Source organism: Flavobacterium panici, assembly GCF_903819335.1.
Taxonomy (GTDB): Bacteria; Bacteroidota; Bacteroidia; order Flavobacteriales; family Flavobacteriaceae; genus Flavobacterium; species Flavobacterium panici.
In genome coordinates this window covers 1-18517 of record NZ_CAIJDE010000047.1, presented here as the reverse complement: position 1 = coordinate 18517, position 18517 = coordinate 1, and the positions used below count along the sequence as shown (strand labels likewise).

Annotated in this window: 8 protein-coding genes; all 8 read left to right on the top strand. The window is 34.4% G+C overall.

Annotation, left to right across the window (positions count from 1 at the left end; genetic code table 11):
- The first annotated feature begins 9 nt into the window (after positions 1 to 9).
- Entirely contained in the window at positions 10 to 1533 is a 1524-nt protein-coding gene (locus FLAPXU55_RS14605; protein ID WP_180858620.1) for a SusD/RagB family nutrient-binding outer membrane lipoprotein, read from the top strand.
- A gap of 71 nt (positions 1534 to 1604) precedes the next feature.
- Positions 1605 to 2630, top strand: a complete 1026-nt coding sequence (locus tag FLAPXU55_RS14600; protein ID WP_180858618.1) for a glycosyl hydrolase family 18 protein — start codon at positions 1605 to 1607, stop codon at positions 2628 to 2630.
- 329 nt (positions 2631 to 2959) lie between these two features.
- Complete coding sequence (locus FLAPXU55_RS14595) at positions 2960 to 5992, top strand: SusC/RagA family TonB-linked outer membrane protein (RefSeq protein WP_053470159.1); 3033 nt, start codon at positions 2960 to 2962, stop codon at positions 5990 to 5992.
- 10 nt (positions 5993 to 6002) lie between these two features.
- Complete coding sequence (locus FLAPXU55_RS14590; RefSeq protein WP_053470158.1) at positions 6003 to 7583, top strand: RagB/SusD family nutrient uptake outer membrane protein; 1581 nt, start codon at positions 6003 to 6005, stop codon at positions 7581 to 7583.
- Between the two features lie 109 nt (positions 7584 to 7692).
- Positions 7693 to 9633, top strand: coding sequence for a glucosamine-6-phosphate deaminase (gene nagB / locus FLAPXU55_RS14585; RefSeq protein ID WP_053470296.1), 1941 nt, complete (start codon positions 7693 to 7695; stop codon positions 9631 to 9633).
- A gap of 158 nt (positions 9634 to 9791) precedes the next feature.
- On the top strand, positions 9792 to 11858 hold the full coding sequence (locus FLAPXU55_RS14580; RefSeq protein WP_180858616.1) for a beta-N-acetylhexosaminidase: 2067 nt from the start codon (positions 9792 to 9794) through the stop codon (positions 11856 to 11858).
- A gap of 474 nt (positions 11859 to 12332) precedes the next feature.
- Positions 12333 to 17066: a T9SS-translocated chitinase ChiA gene (gene chiA, locus FLAPXU55_RS14575; RefSeq protein ID WP_180858614.1), complete on the top strand. Its 4734-nt coding sequence runs from the start codon at positions 12333 to 12335 to the stop codon at positions 17064 to 17066.
- 504 nt (positions 17067 to 17570) lie between these two features.
- Complete coding sequence (locus tag FLAPXU55_RS14570) at positions 17571 to 18344, top strand: TlpA family protein disulfide reductase (protein WP_180858612.1); 774 nt, start codon at positions 17571 to 17573, stop codon at positions 18342 to 18344.
- The last annotated feature ends 173 nt before the right edge of the window (positions 18345 to 18517 follow it).

Here is an 18517-nt window from a genome sequence, read left to right as displayed (position 1 = left end):
AAAGAAATTATGAAATTTAAACAAATAATTATAGCTGTGCTCACATTGTTTACTGCAGTAGGCTGTACCGAAAATTTTGACGAACTGGAAAAAGATCCGGTTGCGTTGTCTGCAAATCCAGCTGGGCAGCTTACGTTTACCCAATTGTGTATGTCGGGTGACGGATTTTACCAATGGAGAACCAATTTAATTTATTCAGGAGGTTTTGTACAGCATTATGCGGGTGCATGGAACGTAACTGAGTTTGGAAGCAAATTTAAAAAAGATGATGGTTATGCAACTGCTCTTTGGAGAAATGGTTACCAAAACGAATTGAAAAATGTTGTTGATATTCTTGAAAAAACAAGTGGAGATCAATCTGCTGTAAATATGAATGCTGTAGCTAAAATTATGAGAGTAATGGTAGCACAGCGTATTACTGATATTTATGGAGATATTCCTTATTCTGAAGCAGGTTTAGGTTTCTCAAAAGGAATTGTAACACCTAGATATGATACACAGGAAGAAATTTATATGTCATTCTTTCATGATTTAGAAGAAGCTCATAATCAATTAAATGCTAACGGTGGTGCTGTAAAAGGTGATTTGTTCTATGGCGGAGATATTACTAAATGGAAAAAATTAGCTAATACACTAAGATTACGTTTAGGAATGAGAATTTCTGAAATTAAACCGGCAGAAGCAGAAAAACAAGTAAAAGCTGCTTTAGCGGCAGGAGTTTTTACAAGCAATGCTGATAACTGTATTATGAAGCATTTAGATGCTACTTTTAATGATGATCCTGCATCGATTGATTTTAGAGGAAATGGATTGGCTTATGCACTTGTAGGTAATGAAAATGGAGATCACTTTAGTACTTTAGTAATTGACTTTTTAAGAGACAACGGAGATCCAAGATTACCAATGTATGCAACTCCTAAAACAACGAGCAGTCTTGCTTGGGGAGCACCATTGCAGCCAGGTGAAACACCTTATGAAGGAGTAAAACCAGGATTGTTTCAGTGGGAAGTTCCAATGGGAGCAAGCTCAACTTCTGGAATTCAATCTTACTTTAAGCAAAAAACAACACCATTTTTACATGTAAGTTATTCAGAATCTCAATTGTTACTTGCTGAAGCAGCATTTAGAGGCTGGGTTGCAGGTTCTGCAACAGACTATTATAAAAAAGGAGTTGAAGCAGGTATTAAGCAATTAGAGATTTATGGAGCAACGCCTGCAACGCAAGCAGCAATCGATACCTATCTAAATGCTAAACCATTAGTTGCCGGACAAGAGTTAAAACAAATTTCAACGCAGCTTTGGATCACTTATATCTTTAATAGTATTGAAGCATATTCAAACTGGAGAAGAACAGGATTCCCGGTATTGATTCCGATAACAAACCCTGATTCAGAAACAAACGGAGTTACACCAAAACGTTTATATTATCCTAATGATGAGATGCAGAAAAATGAGAAAAATTATAAAGAAGCATTATCAAGAATGGGAGGAACAAATGATTGGCTGAATAAAGTTTGGTGGGATGCCAACTAAATAAAATCCTAAAAATATAAAGTTATGCCTAATAAGGTTATATTTTCATTCTAATTAAATTTAAAAAAATTATGATAAAAAATAAAGCCTTATTAGGCATCCTTTTTTATATAAGTTCTCTTTTTTCAGTGTATAGCTGTACCAACGAAAAAGAGCATAATACAGAAGAAACAAAAACGAAAACAGCAAGAGTTGTTGGATATTTATCCACAGACAGTTTCAGTAAAATTTCTTCCATTCAGTTTTGTAAACTAACGCATTTAAATATTGCATTTGCAAATCCGGATAAAGATGGAAACATAGTATTTGCAGGAGATATTGATGCAGTCGTTAAATACGCAAAATCAGTAAACCCAAATATTATTGTAAGTATTTCATTGGCAGGCGGCGTTATTTCTGAAGAACAGGCCAAAAACTGGTCGTCATTAATTGATAAATCTGAAAACCGTCCGGCATTTATTCAAAATATTCTAAAATTTGTAAAAGACCATAATTTAGATGGAGTCGATGTTGATCTCGAATGGGATGCAGTAACATCTGGTTACAGCGGTTTTGTGGTTGAATTAAAAAAGAGTTTAGCAGATGATAAAAAACTTTTAACTGCAGCTTTACCCAATAGTGTGCGATTTGTAAATATAAATTCGGCAGCCTTAAACGCTTTTGATTTTATAAATATAATGGCGTACGATAGTACAGGACCGTGGAGTCCTACTAAAGTAGAACAACACAGTTCTTATGAGTTTGCAAGAAGCGGAATTGAATTCTGGCATAAACAGCAAAATGTTCCAAGTGAAAAATTAACACTTGGAGTTCCTTTTTACGGATATAATTTTACTTTCCCAGAAGTAACCAGTTCAACTTTTGGTCAAATAGTAGAGGCGGGATCTCAACTTGCAGATCAGGATGAAATAGGGAAATTATATTACAACGGCAGGCCCACAATTTCGAGAAAAGTCGAATATGCCGCAGAATATACCGGAGGAATAATGATTTGGGAATTGGCACAGGATTCTTTTACGGAATATTCCTTATTAGATGTTATTCATAAAAAATATTCTTCTTTAAAATTTAAAACTTCAGGAATTTGCGGTAATTAAATAGCTCTCTTACAGTTTTTTAAAATTAATAAGTTTTTCGCTTCTTTTTGACTGAGTAAATCAGAAAGAAGCGAAATTTTTTATATAGATGGCAGATATAAAAATATTTGCAGATTTTAAATTTTTTTTAATGAATTGTAAAATTTATGAATAAAAATGGTCGTAAATGGGATAAAACATGCTTTTAATAGAACCGAATACGTTTTCGGTTAGCGGATTATTGAATGTTTTATGTCGTTCGTTTAAAAATTATAGCTGTTTGTATAATATATTTTTTTTAACAATCCCTTAAGAATAATTTTACCTCATAACTAACAAAATAAATAAACATGAAAAAAATTTTCTTAATCTTTATGATTGTTTTTACGGCGCAGGTTTCGCTTGCACAAGTAAAAAACGTTAAAGGTGTGATTACAGATTCTGATGGGATGCCGTTACCAGGTGCATCTGTTGCTGTACAAGGAGGTCAAAAAGGTGCTACTACCGATTTTGACGGATTGTACTCAATTGACGTTCAAAAAGGACAGACATTAGTTTTTACCTATGTTGGCCTAGAGACACAAAATATAGTTGTAGGCGATGCTGCTACAATTAATGTAAAAATGCAAGTTGCGGCGTCAAATGCACTTAACGAGGTTGTAGTAACATCATTAGGTATCAAGAAAACTAGAAAATCTTTAACTTATGCTGCTCAGGAGCTTAAAGGAGAAGAGTTAACAAGAGTAAGAGATGCCAACCTTGTTAATACTATTGCTGGAAAAATTGCCGGTGTTGCCGTAACTAAAAGTTCAAGTGGTACAGGTGGTTCTACAAAAGTAGTAATTAGAGGTAACTCTTCTGTTTCAAACAATCAGCCTTTATATGTTATTGATGGTATTCCATTATATAATGGTTCTTCAGGACAGCCAAATGATAGTTTTGGTAGTACATCTACAGGAAACCGTGATGGAGGTGATGTTGTTTCACTTATTAACCCAGACGATTACGAAGGTATGACTGTATTAAAAGGTGCTGCTGCATCTGTATTATACGGTAGCCAGGGAGCAAATGGAGTTATCTTATTATCTTCTAAAAAAGCTAAAGCTGGTAAACCATTACTTACTGTTTCATCTGTAACTACTTTTGAATCAGCTGCATATTTACCTAAATTCCAATCTGATTATGTTGCTGCTCCAGGGGCTGATGAATCATGGGGTGCTGCAGGAAAATCAAAAGATCACGTAAAAGACTTTTTTCAAGTAGGAAATACTCAAATTACTTCAGTAGGTTATTCAACTTCATCTGAAAATTCTTCTACAGCATTTACTTACTCTAATACATCTGGAACAGGAATTATGCCAGGTAATAGTATTAAGAAAAATAACTTTGGTATTCGTCAAACAGCTAAATTCTTTGATGATAAACTTCTTTTTGCTGCAAATGCAAACTATACTTCTCAAACTATCATCAACAAACCGGTAAATGGTTTTTATTTCAACCCATTAACTGGAGTTTACCTTATGCCAAGAGGAAATGACTTTGATTACTATAAAAATAATTATGAAGTTTTTGATCCAAACAGAAACTTAATGGCTCAAAACTGGATGACAAACAGAGATATTATGCAAAACCCATATTGGGGAATTAACAGAAATAAATCTGAAGACAAAAATAACTTCTTTAACGGAGCATTATCTTTAACTTATAAAGCTAATAACTGGTTAAGTATTGCTGGTAGATACAGTTATAACAGAGTAGAAAGTGATTTTGATAAAAAAATCTACGCTACTACACAAGGAACAATTTCTCACATAAATGGTAGATATTATGTAGAAAATGCTTTAAGCACACAACGTTATGCTGATTTAATTGCTACAATCAATACAAAATTCAGTGATGATTTTAGCTTTAATGCAAACATTGGTACAAGTGTTACTAATACTTTAGGAAATCAAAAAACAATTCTTGATTCTGGAATTGGCGGAGGATTAAAATATGCTAACTGGTTTACATTACAAAACTTCAATAACAATTCAGGAAATTACCAAACTATCGATACAAGAAAAGAAGTTCAGTCTGTATTTGCAGCTACTACTTTTGGATATAAAGATATGTTATTCTTAGATGTTGCTGCCAGAAATGACTGGTCATCAACTTTAGCTAATACAGACAGTGCAGGATATTTCTATCCATCTGTAGGTTTAACAGCTCTTCTGAGTGAAATGGTTACACTTCCTGAGTTTATCAACTTTGGTAAAGTACGTGCAACTTACGCAGAGGTTGGTAATGATGTTTATCCTTTCGTAACAGTTCCAACTTACTATTACACTCCTGGAGTTACAGATCCAAAACCAAAAGTTGCTCCAAAAGAAGGTACTTCATTGAAACCTGAATTAAAATCAGAGTACGAACTTGGTACAGAATGGAGAATGTTTAACAACAGATTTGCATTTGAATTATCATACTATAACTCAGAAACTAAAAATCAATATTTACAAGTTGTAGCTCCAAAAGGAAATTCTCAAGGAGTTGATTTTTACGGAATCAATGCAGGTAGTATCGAAAACAAAGGTTTTGAAGCAGTAGTTACTGCTGGAATTTTCAGAGGAGATAAATTCTCATGGGATTCAAGCGTGAACTTTTCACAAAATAAAAATAAAGTAAAAGAAATCCCTACTGAATTAGGAGGTAGAGTTAACTTAACTGAAGCTGGAGTAAACAGCTACAGATATGCTTTAATCGAAGGAAGACCATTTGGAGTTATCGAAGGTATTAACTTTAAAAAAGATGCTCAGGGAAGAATTTTATTAAATGATGACGGAACAATCCAAAAAACTGGTTTTGAAGAAGTAGGTAATTCTAATCCTGACTATATGATCGGTTTCTCTAACTCATTTAAAATTGGTTCATTCTTTGCAAATGTGTTAATTGATGGTCGTTTTGGCGGTAATGTAATGAGTTTGACTCAAGCTCAAAATGATTCTTTTGGTGTATCTAGAGCAACAGGTGACGCGAGAAACGCTGGTGGTGTAGCTATAAATGCAGTAAGAGCAAGCGACGGAACTCCGGTTACTTCAATGGATGCTCAACTTTACTACACTCAAGTTGGTGGTAGAGCAGGTATTACAGGAGAGTATGTATATGATGCAACAAACGTAAGCGTAAGAGAGATTTCTATAGGATATAATTTTAACGCAAAAAGATTACCATTTATTCAGACTGCAAGTGTTTCATTAATAGCAAGAAACTTATTCTTTATCTACAAAGATGCACCGTTTGATCCAAATATTGCATTAAGTACAGGCGAAGGTTTACAAGGTGTTGATATTTACGGACAACCATCTACAAGAAGTATCGGTCTTAATTTAAATGTAACTTTCTAATACTAAAAACATGAAACTAAATAAAATAACAAAAGCGGCTCTATGTATGTCATTGCTTGCAGCAATGGGTTGTACAGGTGATTTTGAAGATATTAATACCAATCCTAACGGTATTACCCCTGAATTGTTTGAACAAGATTTTAACCATATTAAAGGAGGATTTGCTCCAATGTTTAACAATATTCAGGTATTAACCCCAGAATGGGTTTATCAATTACAACAAGGATTAAACTGTGATATCTGGTCTGGGTACATGGCTACCCCAACAGGTTTTGCAGGAGGAATAAACAATACAACTTATTCATTAGTTGATGGTTGGAACGGATTTATTTGGGATTACGCATATAGTAACGTAATGTTTAATGCATACGATATTGCTCAAAAATCTAAAGGTAAATACGATCAGTTTTATGCATTGTCATTAATCTTGAAAGTAGAAGGTATGCACAGACTTACAGATACTTTTGGACCTATCATTTATTCTAAATTTGGAACTACAGATTCGACTATTGAATATGATTCTCAACAAGAAGTTTACAACCAAATGTTTAGTGAATTAGATTTTGCAGTAGCAGAATTAACTAAAAGAGAAGATGCTGGAGAAGCTTCGACATTCGCAACAACAGATATGTCTGGTTATGGCGGAAGTTATAAGGCCTGGGCAAAATTTGCAAACACACTGCGTTTAAGATTAGCAATGCGTATTGTTAAGGTAAACCCAGCATTAGCAAAAACACAAGCAGAAAAAGCAATTGCCCATAAATATGGTGTATTCACAACAAATGCTGATTTATTCAAAGTTGTATCACCGGTTTACACAAACCCAATTGCTACAATTAGTGGAGCTTGGTTAGACATTCGTATGTCTGCAGATATGGAATCAATCATGGGTGGATATAATGATCCAAGATTAGCTACTTATTTTGATACATCTACTCAATTCCCAGGACAATATAAAGGAGTTCGTACAGGTATTGATATTGCTGCAAAATCAGATCACCAGGATTTCTCAGGAATTGGAGCTGTTGTAAGATCAAAAGAAATTGTTTTATTCACGACTGCAGAAGCTTATTTCTTAAGAGCAGAAGGTGCATTAAGAGGATGGAATATGGGTGGAGACGCTAAATCTTTATATGAAGCAGGTATTGCAGCTTCATTTGAACAAAGAGGAGCTTCAGGAGCGGCAGCTTATATTGCTGATAATGTTAAAACAGCAAAAGCTTATGTTGATCCTAACTTCCCTGTAAATAATTCTCCAGCTTTAAATAATGTGACTATCGCGTGGGATGCAGCTGCAACTAACGAAGTGAAATTACAAAAAATCATCACTCAAAAATGGATTGCTGGTTTCCCTGAAGGACAAGAAGCTTGGTCTGATTACAGAAGAACAGGTTATCCAAAATTATTCCCGGTTCTTAAAAATTATAGTGGAACAACAATCACTACTGAATTTGGTGTACGAAGAATAAACTTTGTACAATCAGAAAAAGCTGGAAATGCTGGTGGTGTTGCGACAGGAGTTGCTAAACTTGGAGGTCCTGATAATGGTGGAACAAGACTTTGGTGGGATACTACCGGAGCAAACTTCTAAAAAAATAGAGATTTAAGATTTTAAGTTTGGTTAGTAAACGGTATAAGAAATGCAAATTGCTTATACCGTTTCAAAAACCAAAATTGTACATACCAAAAAAAGAAAAAAAATGAAAAGTGCTTTAGAAACAAAACCTGATATCAGCTATAAAAGCGCCGGAAAATTTGAAGAAACACGATTTGAAAAAATTCACAACGAAATCTTCAAAAGTTCTGCTGAAGCATCGGTAATTGTAGCGCAGGAAATCGCTCAGTTAATTAGATCTAAGCAGGAAAAAAATAAATCTTGCGTGCTTGGTTTGGCAACAGGATCTTCTCCTATAAAAGTATATGAGGAATTAGTTAGAATGCACAGAGAAGAAGGACTAAGCTTTAGCAATGTAATCACTTTTAACCTGGATGAATATTATCCAATGAATAGAGAAAACAATCAGAGCTATCATTATTTCATGCACCAGCATCTTTTTAATCATATTGATATTAAACCTGAAAATGTTAATATTCCTGATGGTACAGTTTCTATTGATGAATTAAATCAATATTGTATCGACTATGAAATGAATATTAAACAAGCTGGAGGTTTAGACTTTCAGTTATTAGGAATTGGACGTACAGGTCACGTTGGTTTCAACGAGCCAGGTTCACACATCAATTCCGGAACAAGAATTATTACACTGGATCACATTACAAGAGTAGATGCTTCATCTGACTTTAACGGAATCGACAACGTTCCAAAAAGAGCCATCACAATGGGAGTTTCTACCATTATGAGATCTAAAAGAATCGTATTAATGGCTTGGGGACAAAACAAAGCCGATATCATCAAGAGAACTGTTCAGGGTGATATTAGTTCTGAAGTTCCTGCGACATTTTTACAAAATCATCCAAATGCAACTTTTGTATTAGATCAGTCTGCAGCATCAGAGTTAACACGTTTTAAAACGCCTTGGCTTGTTGGAGAATGTATTTGGACACAAGAATTAAAAAGTAAAGCGATTGTTTGGCTTTGCCAAAAAACAAACCAATCTATTTTAAAATTAACAGACCGTGATTACAACAACAACGGTATGTCTGATTTATTAGCACAAGAAGGTTCTGCTTACGATTTGAACATCAATATGTTTAACGTATTGCAGCACACCATTACTGGATGGCCGGGTGGAAAACCAAATACAGACGATTCTCATCGTCCGGAGAGAGCTAATCCAGCTAAAAAAAGAGTTATCCTTTTCAGTCCGCATCCAGATGATGACGTGATTTCGATGGGGGGAACATTTTCAAAATTGATTAAACAAGGTCATGATGTACACGTAGTATATCAAACCTCTGGAAATATTGCAGTTACAGATGATGAGGCATTAAAATTTGCTGAGGTTTGTAATGATTTCACTGGTGGAAATCTTCCAAATGACATCAACTTCAAATCTGTAATTGAATTTTTAAATAACAAATCAGAAAATCAAATCGATTCTCTGGAAGTTAGAAAACTAAAAGGATTAATTAGAAGAAGAGAATCTTATGCAGCAACAAGATACATTGGCTTAAAAGATGAAAATACACACTTTTTAGACCTTCCTTTTTATGAAACAGGACAAGTTAAAAAGAATCCGTTAGGGCCAGAAGATATTGCTATTGTAAAAGATATTATTGCAAAAATAAAGCCACATCAGGTATTTGCAGCAGGAGATCTTGCCGATCCGCACGGAACGCACGAAGTTTGTCTGAATGCTATTTTTGCAGCAATGAAACAATTAAAACCAGAAAAATACATGGACGACTGCTGGCTATGGCTTTACAGAGGAGCCTGGCACGAGTGGGATATTCATGAAATAGATATGGCGGTACCACTTTCTCCGTCAGAAGTTTTATTAAAGCGTCATGCCATTTTATACCATCAGTCTCAAAAAGACAGGGTAATGTTTCAAGGAAACGATTCTCGAGAATTCTGGGTAAGAGCGGAAGATCGAAATAAAAATACAGCTGTACTGTATGATGAATTGGGACTGGCAGAATACGAAGCTATTGAAGCTTTTAAGCGTTTTGATTATTAAAGTTGTTTTTTTTAGATTCGGGTGAGAGCGAATCAAAATTTCAAAATTCAGATAGACCTCAAAGCGATAAGTGAGGTAAGCAGAAGTCTTTCTGAGTTTTGTTTTTTTTATAATTTAAATGGATGTTTCAGAAAAGCATCTGACCAAAAAAAATAAAAATGAAATATTTATTTGTACTACTATTAGCGGGTGTAACAGCAGGTGCTCAGGTTAAAAAAGAGCAGTTGAACCTTATGCCCTGGCCTCAGAATGTTGTTGTAAATGATGGAAATTTTACTTTAAGCAAAAATTTTAAAGTTAATATTTCCGGAAATCCAAATCCAAGAATTTTTGGTGGAGTAACTCGTTTTTTGCGCCGATTAGATGGTAGAACAGGTATATTTTTCGAACAAGGTTTTATTTCTAAACTAAACGAATTTCCAAACGCTGAATTACAGATTAACTGTGATAAAAACGGAAAAATTGGTTTATACGAAGACGAAAGTTACAGCTTAGATATAAAATCAAACAAAATAACGATCAATGCAACAAGCGATTTAGGTGCTTTGCACGGATTAGAAACGTTATTGCAATTGCTGAAAAATGACAGTAAATCATTTTATTTTCCGGTATCTCAAATCTCAGATTTTCCAAGATTTACCTGGAGAGGTTTAATGATTGATGCAGCAAGACATTTTCAGCCTGTAGATGTAATCAAAAGAAATATTGATGCATTGGCAGCAATGAAAATGAATGTTTTTCACTGGCATTTGGTTGATGATCAAGGCTGGAGAATCGAAACTAAAAAACATCCAAAACTAATCGAATTAGCTTCGGATGGATTGTATTACACACAAGAGGAAATTAGAAATATCGTAAAATATGCTGATGAGCGCGGTATTTTAATAGTTCCGGAAATAGATGTTCCGGGTCACGGATCTGCAATACTTACGGCTTACCCGGAAATAGGGAGCAAAGTGATCACATTGACAGGAGGAACTTCTGAAAAAAATATTCAAGGTACAGCAATTAGTACCTATGGAATTGAAAGAAATGCGGGAATTTTTACTCCAACATTAGATCCTTCAAATCCTAAAACGTATAAAATCTTAAGTGAACTTTTTGATGAGGTATGCCCATTATTTCCCGGAGCTTATTTTCATATTGGGGGAGATGAGAACGAAGGGAAAGATTGGGATGCCAATCCGAAAATTCAGGAATTTAAAAAGAAACATAATTTAAAAACAAATCACGAATTACAAACGTATTTCACCATGCAGTTAGCTCCGATGCTTAAAAAGCACGGAAAACAATTAATGGGCTGGGAAGAAATTTTAACTAAAGATCTTTCAAAAGAAGCAATTGTACATTCATGGAGAGGTCCAAATGAAGGAGTTGCACCAGGGCAGTCATTAGTGGATGCAGTAAAAAAAGGCTATAAAACAGTTTTATCAAATGGGTATTATATTGACTTAATGTATCCGGTTGCAAGTCATTATTTAAATGACCCAATGCCAAAAGGAGCTGATTTATCTGCAGAAGAAAAAGCAAGAATTTTAGGTGGTGAAGCTACCATGTGGACAGAACTTACAACGCCAGAAACAATAGATTCAAGAGTTTGGCCAAGAACTGCTGCAATTGCAGAAAGACTTTGGTCTGCTGAAACTGTTACTGATCTTGCCAGTATGCGTAAACGCCTTGATAATGTTTCTTTTAGATTAGAAGAATTAGGCTTAACACATATTAAAAACAAAGATGTTATTCTAAGAAATATCACGAATAATCAAAACCTGGAATCGATTAATGAGTTTTCTAATGTTTGTGAACCATTAAAAGGATATACAAGAAACAAAGGCGGAACAGAATATCAAATGTATTCTCCGCTGACACTTTTTGCTGATGCGTGTACTCCTGATGCTAAAGAATCTTTAGCTTTTAATGATGCAGTAACACAATATTTAGCAAATAAATCAGAAGAGAATAAAGCAAAAGTTGCATCATTTTTCAATAAATGGATTACCCTAAATAAAGGATTAATTGAGTTGAGTGCAAATGCACCTTTAGTACAGCCAATACTTCCTTTATCAAAAAAATTAAGTGATGCATCGCAGGAATTACTGCTTGTTTTAGATAATAAATCTACTCTTAAAGCTGCAGATTTAAAAAGCTTAATAGAGCAATGCAATACAAAAGATCATGCTGACGTCGAGTTGTCAGTTTATGAGAGTTTAAAGAAATTAATTTAAGGTTGGTTTGAATTAGTATTTAGTAAGTTTAAGTTACCACTAATGTTTTGAGTGTTAGTTATCTCTGCCAGAAGTAACCTCTGGTAGAGGTAATTATGTTAAACTTCGCAAATCTCATTTTAGTCTTCGAATAATATAAAGCATAAAAAAATAACCACTAACGGAGTATTAACATTTTAAAAAACCAAATAGAAAGAATACCCAAACATGACAACAAAAGAGTATAGATTGATGAGTAGTCCCAAATTTATCATTTGTATTTAATATTAATTTTTTTAAAAATTATAAATAAATATCAATCACTACTATTGGCTAATGATTATGAAAAATCAGTAATAGTAATATTTATCTATAGAATTTAATTTGAGTTTATTTCCAATCGACGCAGCCTTCCAACCTGTGTTGAGAGAAACCTGGCAGTAAAAACTGCTTCGGCCCAATTATTTATTTTCTATTAACCAATATTTATTAATTATGAAACATTATTACAGATTGCTCTTTTTGTTATTGTTTCCCCTACTTGCGTTGGCCCAACCCGCCCACGGAAAGAAAGTAGTGGGGTATTATGCGCAATGGTCTATTTATGCCCGGGATTTCAACGTTCCGAAAATTGATGGAAGTAAAATTACGCATTTAAATTATTCTTTTTATGGCACAACGTATGATCCGGCACATCCGGAGAATACAAAATTAAAATGTTTGGATACCTATGCTGATTTTGAGCATATGGAAGGTGGAATCCCGTGGGATGCTCCGGTAAAAGGAAACTTTTATGACTTGAAAAAGTTAAAAGAAAAGTATCCTCATTTAAAAGTCTTAATTTCTGTTGGAGGCTGGACAAAAGGCCAGGATCTTTCTCCAATTGCTGCAAGTCCTGTGGCAAGAGCCGCATTGGCTGCAGATATGGCAAACTTCATTGTTACTTATCCGTTTATTGATGGTTTTGATATCGATTGGGAATATCCTCTTTCGGGTGGAACTGACGGTACAGAAATTGTAAATGGTTCGCCTGTTCCTCCGCAAAAATACAGTCCGGATGACAACAAAAATTTAGTTTTATTATTGAAAGCAATGCGTCAGGCAATGCCAAATAAACTGGTTACAATTGCGGCAGGAAACAATGTTAGAAATGTTTCTAAACAATATTTAGGACCAAATAACAGGGCACAATATGGAATGACAGAAGACATTTCTACTTATTGCGATTATATCACTTATTTTGGATATGATTTTGGAGGAAACTGGTATGATAAAACATGCTACAATGCCCCTTTATACGCAAGTGGAAATCCTAACGATCCGTTGTATGGTGCAACACAATCTGAATCATTGGATGAATTGACTAATCAATACCTAAACGTAATTGGTTTCCCAGCCAATAAATTAATCATGGGATTACCTTTTTATGGAAAAAAATTCGATAATGTCGCCACAAATTCAACAAATGGATTGTTTGTTGCAGCGCCAAGATATGTAGTTCCTGGATGTACAAATCCACAAAACCCAACAGGAACATGGGATGGCTCTGGAGCTTGTGAAAAATCAGGAAGTATCGAAATTTGTGATTTAGTCGGAAATCCGGTTACAAACTCACATGCTTATTTAGATCCAAATACAATGCAGGTTACACCAAGTGCAGCTTCAGCAGGATGGGTAAGATATTTTGATAATACTACAAAAGTTCCTTATTTATATAATGCTACTTTAAAACAGTTTATTTCTTATGAAGATAAACAATCAATGGATTTAAAAGTGCAGTATATTAAATCAAGAAACTTAGCTGGAGGTATGATTTGGGAATTATCTCAGGATACAAGAGGCTCAATTCCAAATTCATTATTAACTCAGGTTGATACTTCTTTTGGAAGCATTGTTCCGGGAACAGTAAGTATTTCTGGTTCTGCAAAAAATGGATCAGCTTTAGTTACAGATGTTACAGTTGAATTGCGTAATGCAAGCAATGCAGTAATTCAGACAATAGTTTCGGCTACAGGGAATTTTACATTCAACAGCCTAACTTCTGGACAAAATTATACCGTTACGGCATTAAAAGCGACTTATACTTTTACTCCGGTAACTTTAACAAATGTTGTTGTGAATCAAACAGGAGTTATCATCAACGGAACACAGCCAACATATACAGTAAGCGGAACAGTTCTTAACGGATCGACTCCAGTTTCTGGCGTAACAGTTTCTGCAGTTTCAGGAAGTTCAACATTAACAGCAGTTTCAAACGCAAGCGGAGTTTACAGCGTTGCAGGTTTAACAGCTGGATTAAATTATACAGTTACTGCTGCAAAAACTGGATTTTCATACACGCCAGCTTCTACAGTTTACAACGCAATTGATTCAAACAAAACGTTGAATTTTACCCAGGGAGCAGCAGTTGTAACTTACACAGTTAGCGGAACAGTTCTAAACGGATCAACTGCAGTTTCTGGTGTGACAGTTACAGCATCTTCTACAGCAGGAAATGTTACTGCAACAACTAATTCAAGCGGAGCTTATTCACTTACATTGGCTTCTGGCGGAAATTATACAGTAACAGCTGCTTTGACAGGACAAACTTTTACTCCTGCTTCAACAGTTTACTCTAACTTAAATGCCAATAAAACATTAAACTTCTCACAAGATGTTATTGTAGTTCCTTCAAGCAAAATCAGCGGAACAGTTAAAAACGGAACAACTCCGGTTGCTGGCGCAAAAGTTGAAATAGTTTTACCTTGGACAGACAGCACTCACAACTGGAAAAGCGTTTTAGCAACAACAGATTCACAAGGAAAATACAGTTTTGATAATTCAGTTGTAGCAGGTTATACAACCATTACAAGTTTGAAATTAAACTCTTGGGAAAACGGAGAAACAGCTTATTTTCCAAATAATCTGGCAAACTTCCCAGTTCCTGCAAACCCAACAGTTTATAACTTTAATACAAGTTCTACAGCAAAAGCAGCACAAGTTCAGGCAAACTTAATTAGCGGAACAGTTAAAAACGGAACAACTCCGGTTGCTGGTGCAAAAGTAGAAATTGTTTTACCTTGGACAGATAATACACATAACTGGAAAAGTGTTTTAGCAACAACAGATGCATCAGGAAATTATACTTTCGATAATTCAGTTGTAGCGGGTTATTCACAAATTTTAAGTTTGAAATTAAATACATGGGAAAATGGGGAACAAACTTATTACCCAAATAACTTAGCCAATTTTGCAGTTCCAACAACTCCAACAGTTTATAATTTTAATAGACAAGCGGTAGTTGCGACTAAGCCAGTAGTTACTATTACAGCGCCAACAGCTTCGGCGATTGCTATAAATTTAGGATCATCAATTAATTTTGTGGCAACTGTTGGATTAAGTGCCGCAGATGCTACTACAATCTCATCTGTTGTATTTAGTTTAGACGGACAAACTATAAGTGCTTCAAATTCTTCAGGAACTTATACAGCGAGTTGGACACCAGCAGCAAATCAGTTTTCGGCTTCTCATACGTTAACTGTTACGGCTACTGCATCAAACGGAACAACAGAGGCAAAAACATATAGTTTTACATTAACTTGTTCAGGTTCAAACTGTCCTAATTCATTACCTGTAATTACTTGGAATTCACCATCTGCTACTGTATACCAAAATTCTTTCCAGGCTGTGCCAATTTCAGTTACAGCTGTTGATAGTAACGGATCGGTTTCAGGTGTTACAATTACCATAAATGGAGGTACATTTAACATGACAGCAGGTACAAATAATACCTATACGTATAATTTTACACCATCTGCTTATCAGGATTATCCAGTTGTAATCAAAGCAACAGATAATCAATCTGGTTTAACTACCTTAAACAATACCATTAAAATTGCTCAAGTAGGTACAAATAGATTCATTCCGCTTCCATCTAAAATTATTTTAGGATATGCACATTCTTGGGAAAATGCTGGTGCTCCATTTTTATATTTCTCTCAAATGGTTGGAAGTAAATTTAACGTAGTTGATTATTCTTTCGTAGAAACAGTTAATCGTGATGGTTATACACCAGTATTAACTACAAATGACAATAGATATTTGACCAATGGTGTTTTCAATAAGCAATTGTTGAAAAATGATATAAAATCATTAAGAGATAGCGGCGTTCCTGTTATTGTTTCTATTGGAGGTCAAAATGGTCATGTTGTTTTAGAGAATGTTACTCAAAAAAATATTTTTGTTAATGGTCTAAAAGCAATTATCGACGAGTATCAATTTGATGGAGTTGATATTGATTTTGAAGGTGGATCGATGAATTTTAGTGCAGGAAATCTAAGAGATATTTCTTATGCGGGAATTTCTGCTTATCCAAGATTGAAAAACGTAGTAGATGCTTTCAAAGAATTAAAAGCTTACTATGGCCCAGGATTCTTATTAACTGCAGCTCCGGAAACACAATATGTACAAGGCGGATATTCTACCTATACAGATACTTTTGGTTCGTTCCTTCCAATCATACAAAATTTACGTAATGAATTAGATTTGTTAGCAGTACAATTGTATAATACAGGAGGAGAAAACGGATTAGATGGTCAATATTACGGTTCAGCTAAGAAATCAAATATGGTTACAGCATTGACTGATATGGTTATAAAAGGATATAACATTGCTTCAACAGGAATGCGTTTTGATGGTTTACCAGCTTCAAAAGTTCTTATTGCATTACCGGCTTGTCCGAGTGCAGCAGGCAGCGGTTATTTAACACCGCAAGAAGGAATAAATGCTATGCATTATTTAAGAACCGGAACTACTTTTACAGGAAGAACATATACTATGCAGCCAGGCGGACCTTATCCTTCTTTAAGAGGTTTAATGACTTGGTCTGTAAACTGGGATGCCTCTTCTTGTGGTAATTCATCAGAATTGTCTAAAGCGTATGCAGCTTATTTCGCATCACAAGGTGCAGCAAAAACATTAGCTCTTGATGATATTTCTTCAAAAAATAATACAACGATAGCATATTTTAAAAACAATGCATTATCAGTTTCAAATGAAAACGAAGATATCGCGCAAGTTGATGTATTCAACATAGTTGGACAAAATTTAGTAAGTCACAGAAACGTTCAAAACAATAAAGAAGTATTGCTTCAAAGTCATAGTTTCTCAACTAAACAATTGTTTTTAGTTGTAGTAACAGACAAATCTGGAAACAAGAAATCATTTAAAGTAATGAACTTTTTAAACTAGAATGAAATGATTGAAAATTTAGAAATAAAAGTATTGGGACGGTTAAAATTGAGTTTGGTTATTTATTTTTTAATCTAATTTTTATTTCGAATAAATGCAGTGAATTAAGGAGATTTGTTATTTGGTTTTCTCCTTGAGGAGCGCATTATGAACCTGGCAATTATATTGCCAGGTTTTTTTATGGTTTATAATGAAATAAAGTGATGATGATTTTTTAGGAGCTATTTCCTGCTATCCGCTCCAATCTTTTGTGTCTCGTTAAAGAAACGAGACACAAAAGGATTTCCACTACTATCAGGGCTAGGACATTCAGTTTCATTAAACATTTTGTTCCTCCGGATGACAAGATTATGGTGCATTATAAAAAGGGAATATAATCCGCATAAATCCGCGTTTTCGCGATAGCGAATCCATATCATCCGCGTGCCATTTCTTCACGATTAAAACCCAAATTGCAAACTATTTTAAGTACTTTTGACTCCAGAATTATTGCATAAAATCTTTATGAAAAACTTCATCACCATTATAATCGCATTTTTATTTTTCACTTTTTCTTTCGCTCAAAATAAATTTGGAAATCCGGAAGTAAATCCCATTCAAATTCAAAAAACTTTTGGAGATTGGTCTGCCTATCAAAGTAAAAACATAATGCTTTCCAGAGATTTTATTGCGCTTGATTCTTCTACAAAAGAAATTTCAAAAGAAGCTTTTTTAGATCAGTTAGCAAATGGAAATTTCATTCCAGTTAGATTAAAATCAGAAGATTCGGTTTATTATTATAAGCTATTCAAAATTCAGCCAAAAACAGATACCAGTATAAAAGCCACCATCAACCAAATTGGTTTTGACGCCCTTAAAAACTATAAAATGGAAGGAACCGCTTTTCCACCATTTTCATTTAAAGATTTAAATGGAAATGAAGTTTCAAACGAAACAATGAAAGGAAAAATAATCGTTATAAAATGCTGGTATATTCACTGTACACCATGTATAAGAGAATTTCCGCAGGTAAATAAACTAACAGAAGAATATAAAGACCGAAAAGATATTCTATTTATAAGTTTAGCCGAAGATTCGCCGGAACAATTAAAAACATTCTTAGCCAGAAAACCACTTTCGTATACTGTAATTCCAGACATGAAAGAGTATATGAATGAATCTTTACAGCTAAATTCATTCCCAACACATTTTATTCTAAACAAAGAAGGATTGATTTCTAAAGTCCTGCCAAATTTCGAAAGCTTAGAAGTAGCATTAGCGAAAGAAAGTAAGCTATAATTGAATTAATCTCGCAAAGTCGCGAAGTCGCAAAGTTTTTTTATCCAATAAGTCAAGATACTGTTTGTCATTTCGATTTCTATGATAAAACCAAATCTTTTTCATAAAAGGTTTGGTTTTTTATTACTGCAAAAACTCGATGGATTATTTTGTTTCTCACAGCATTTAAAACA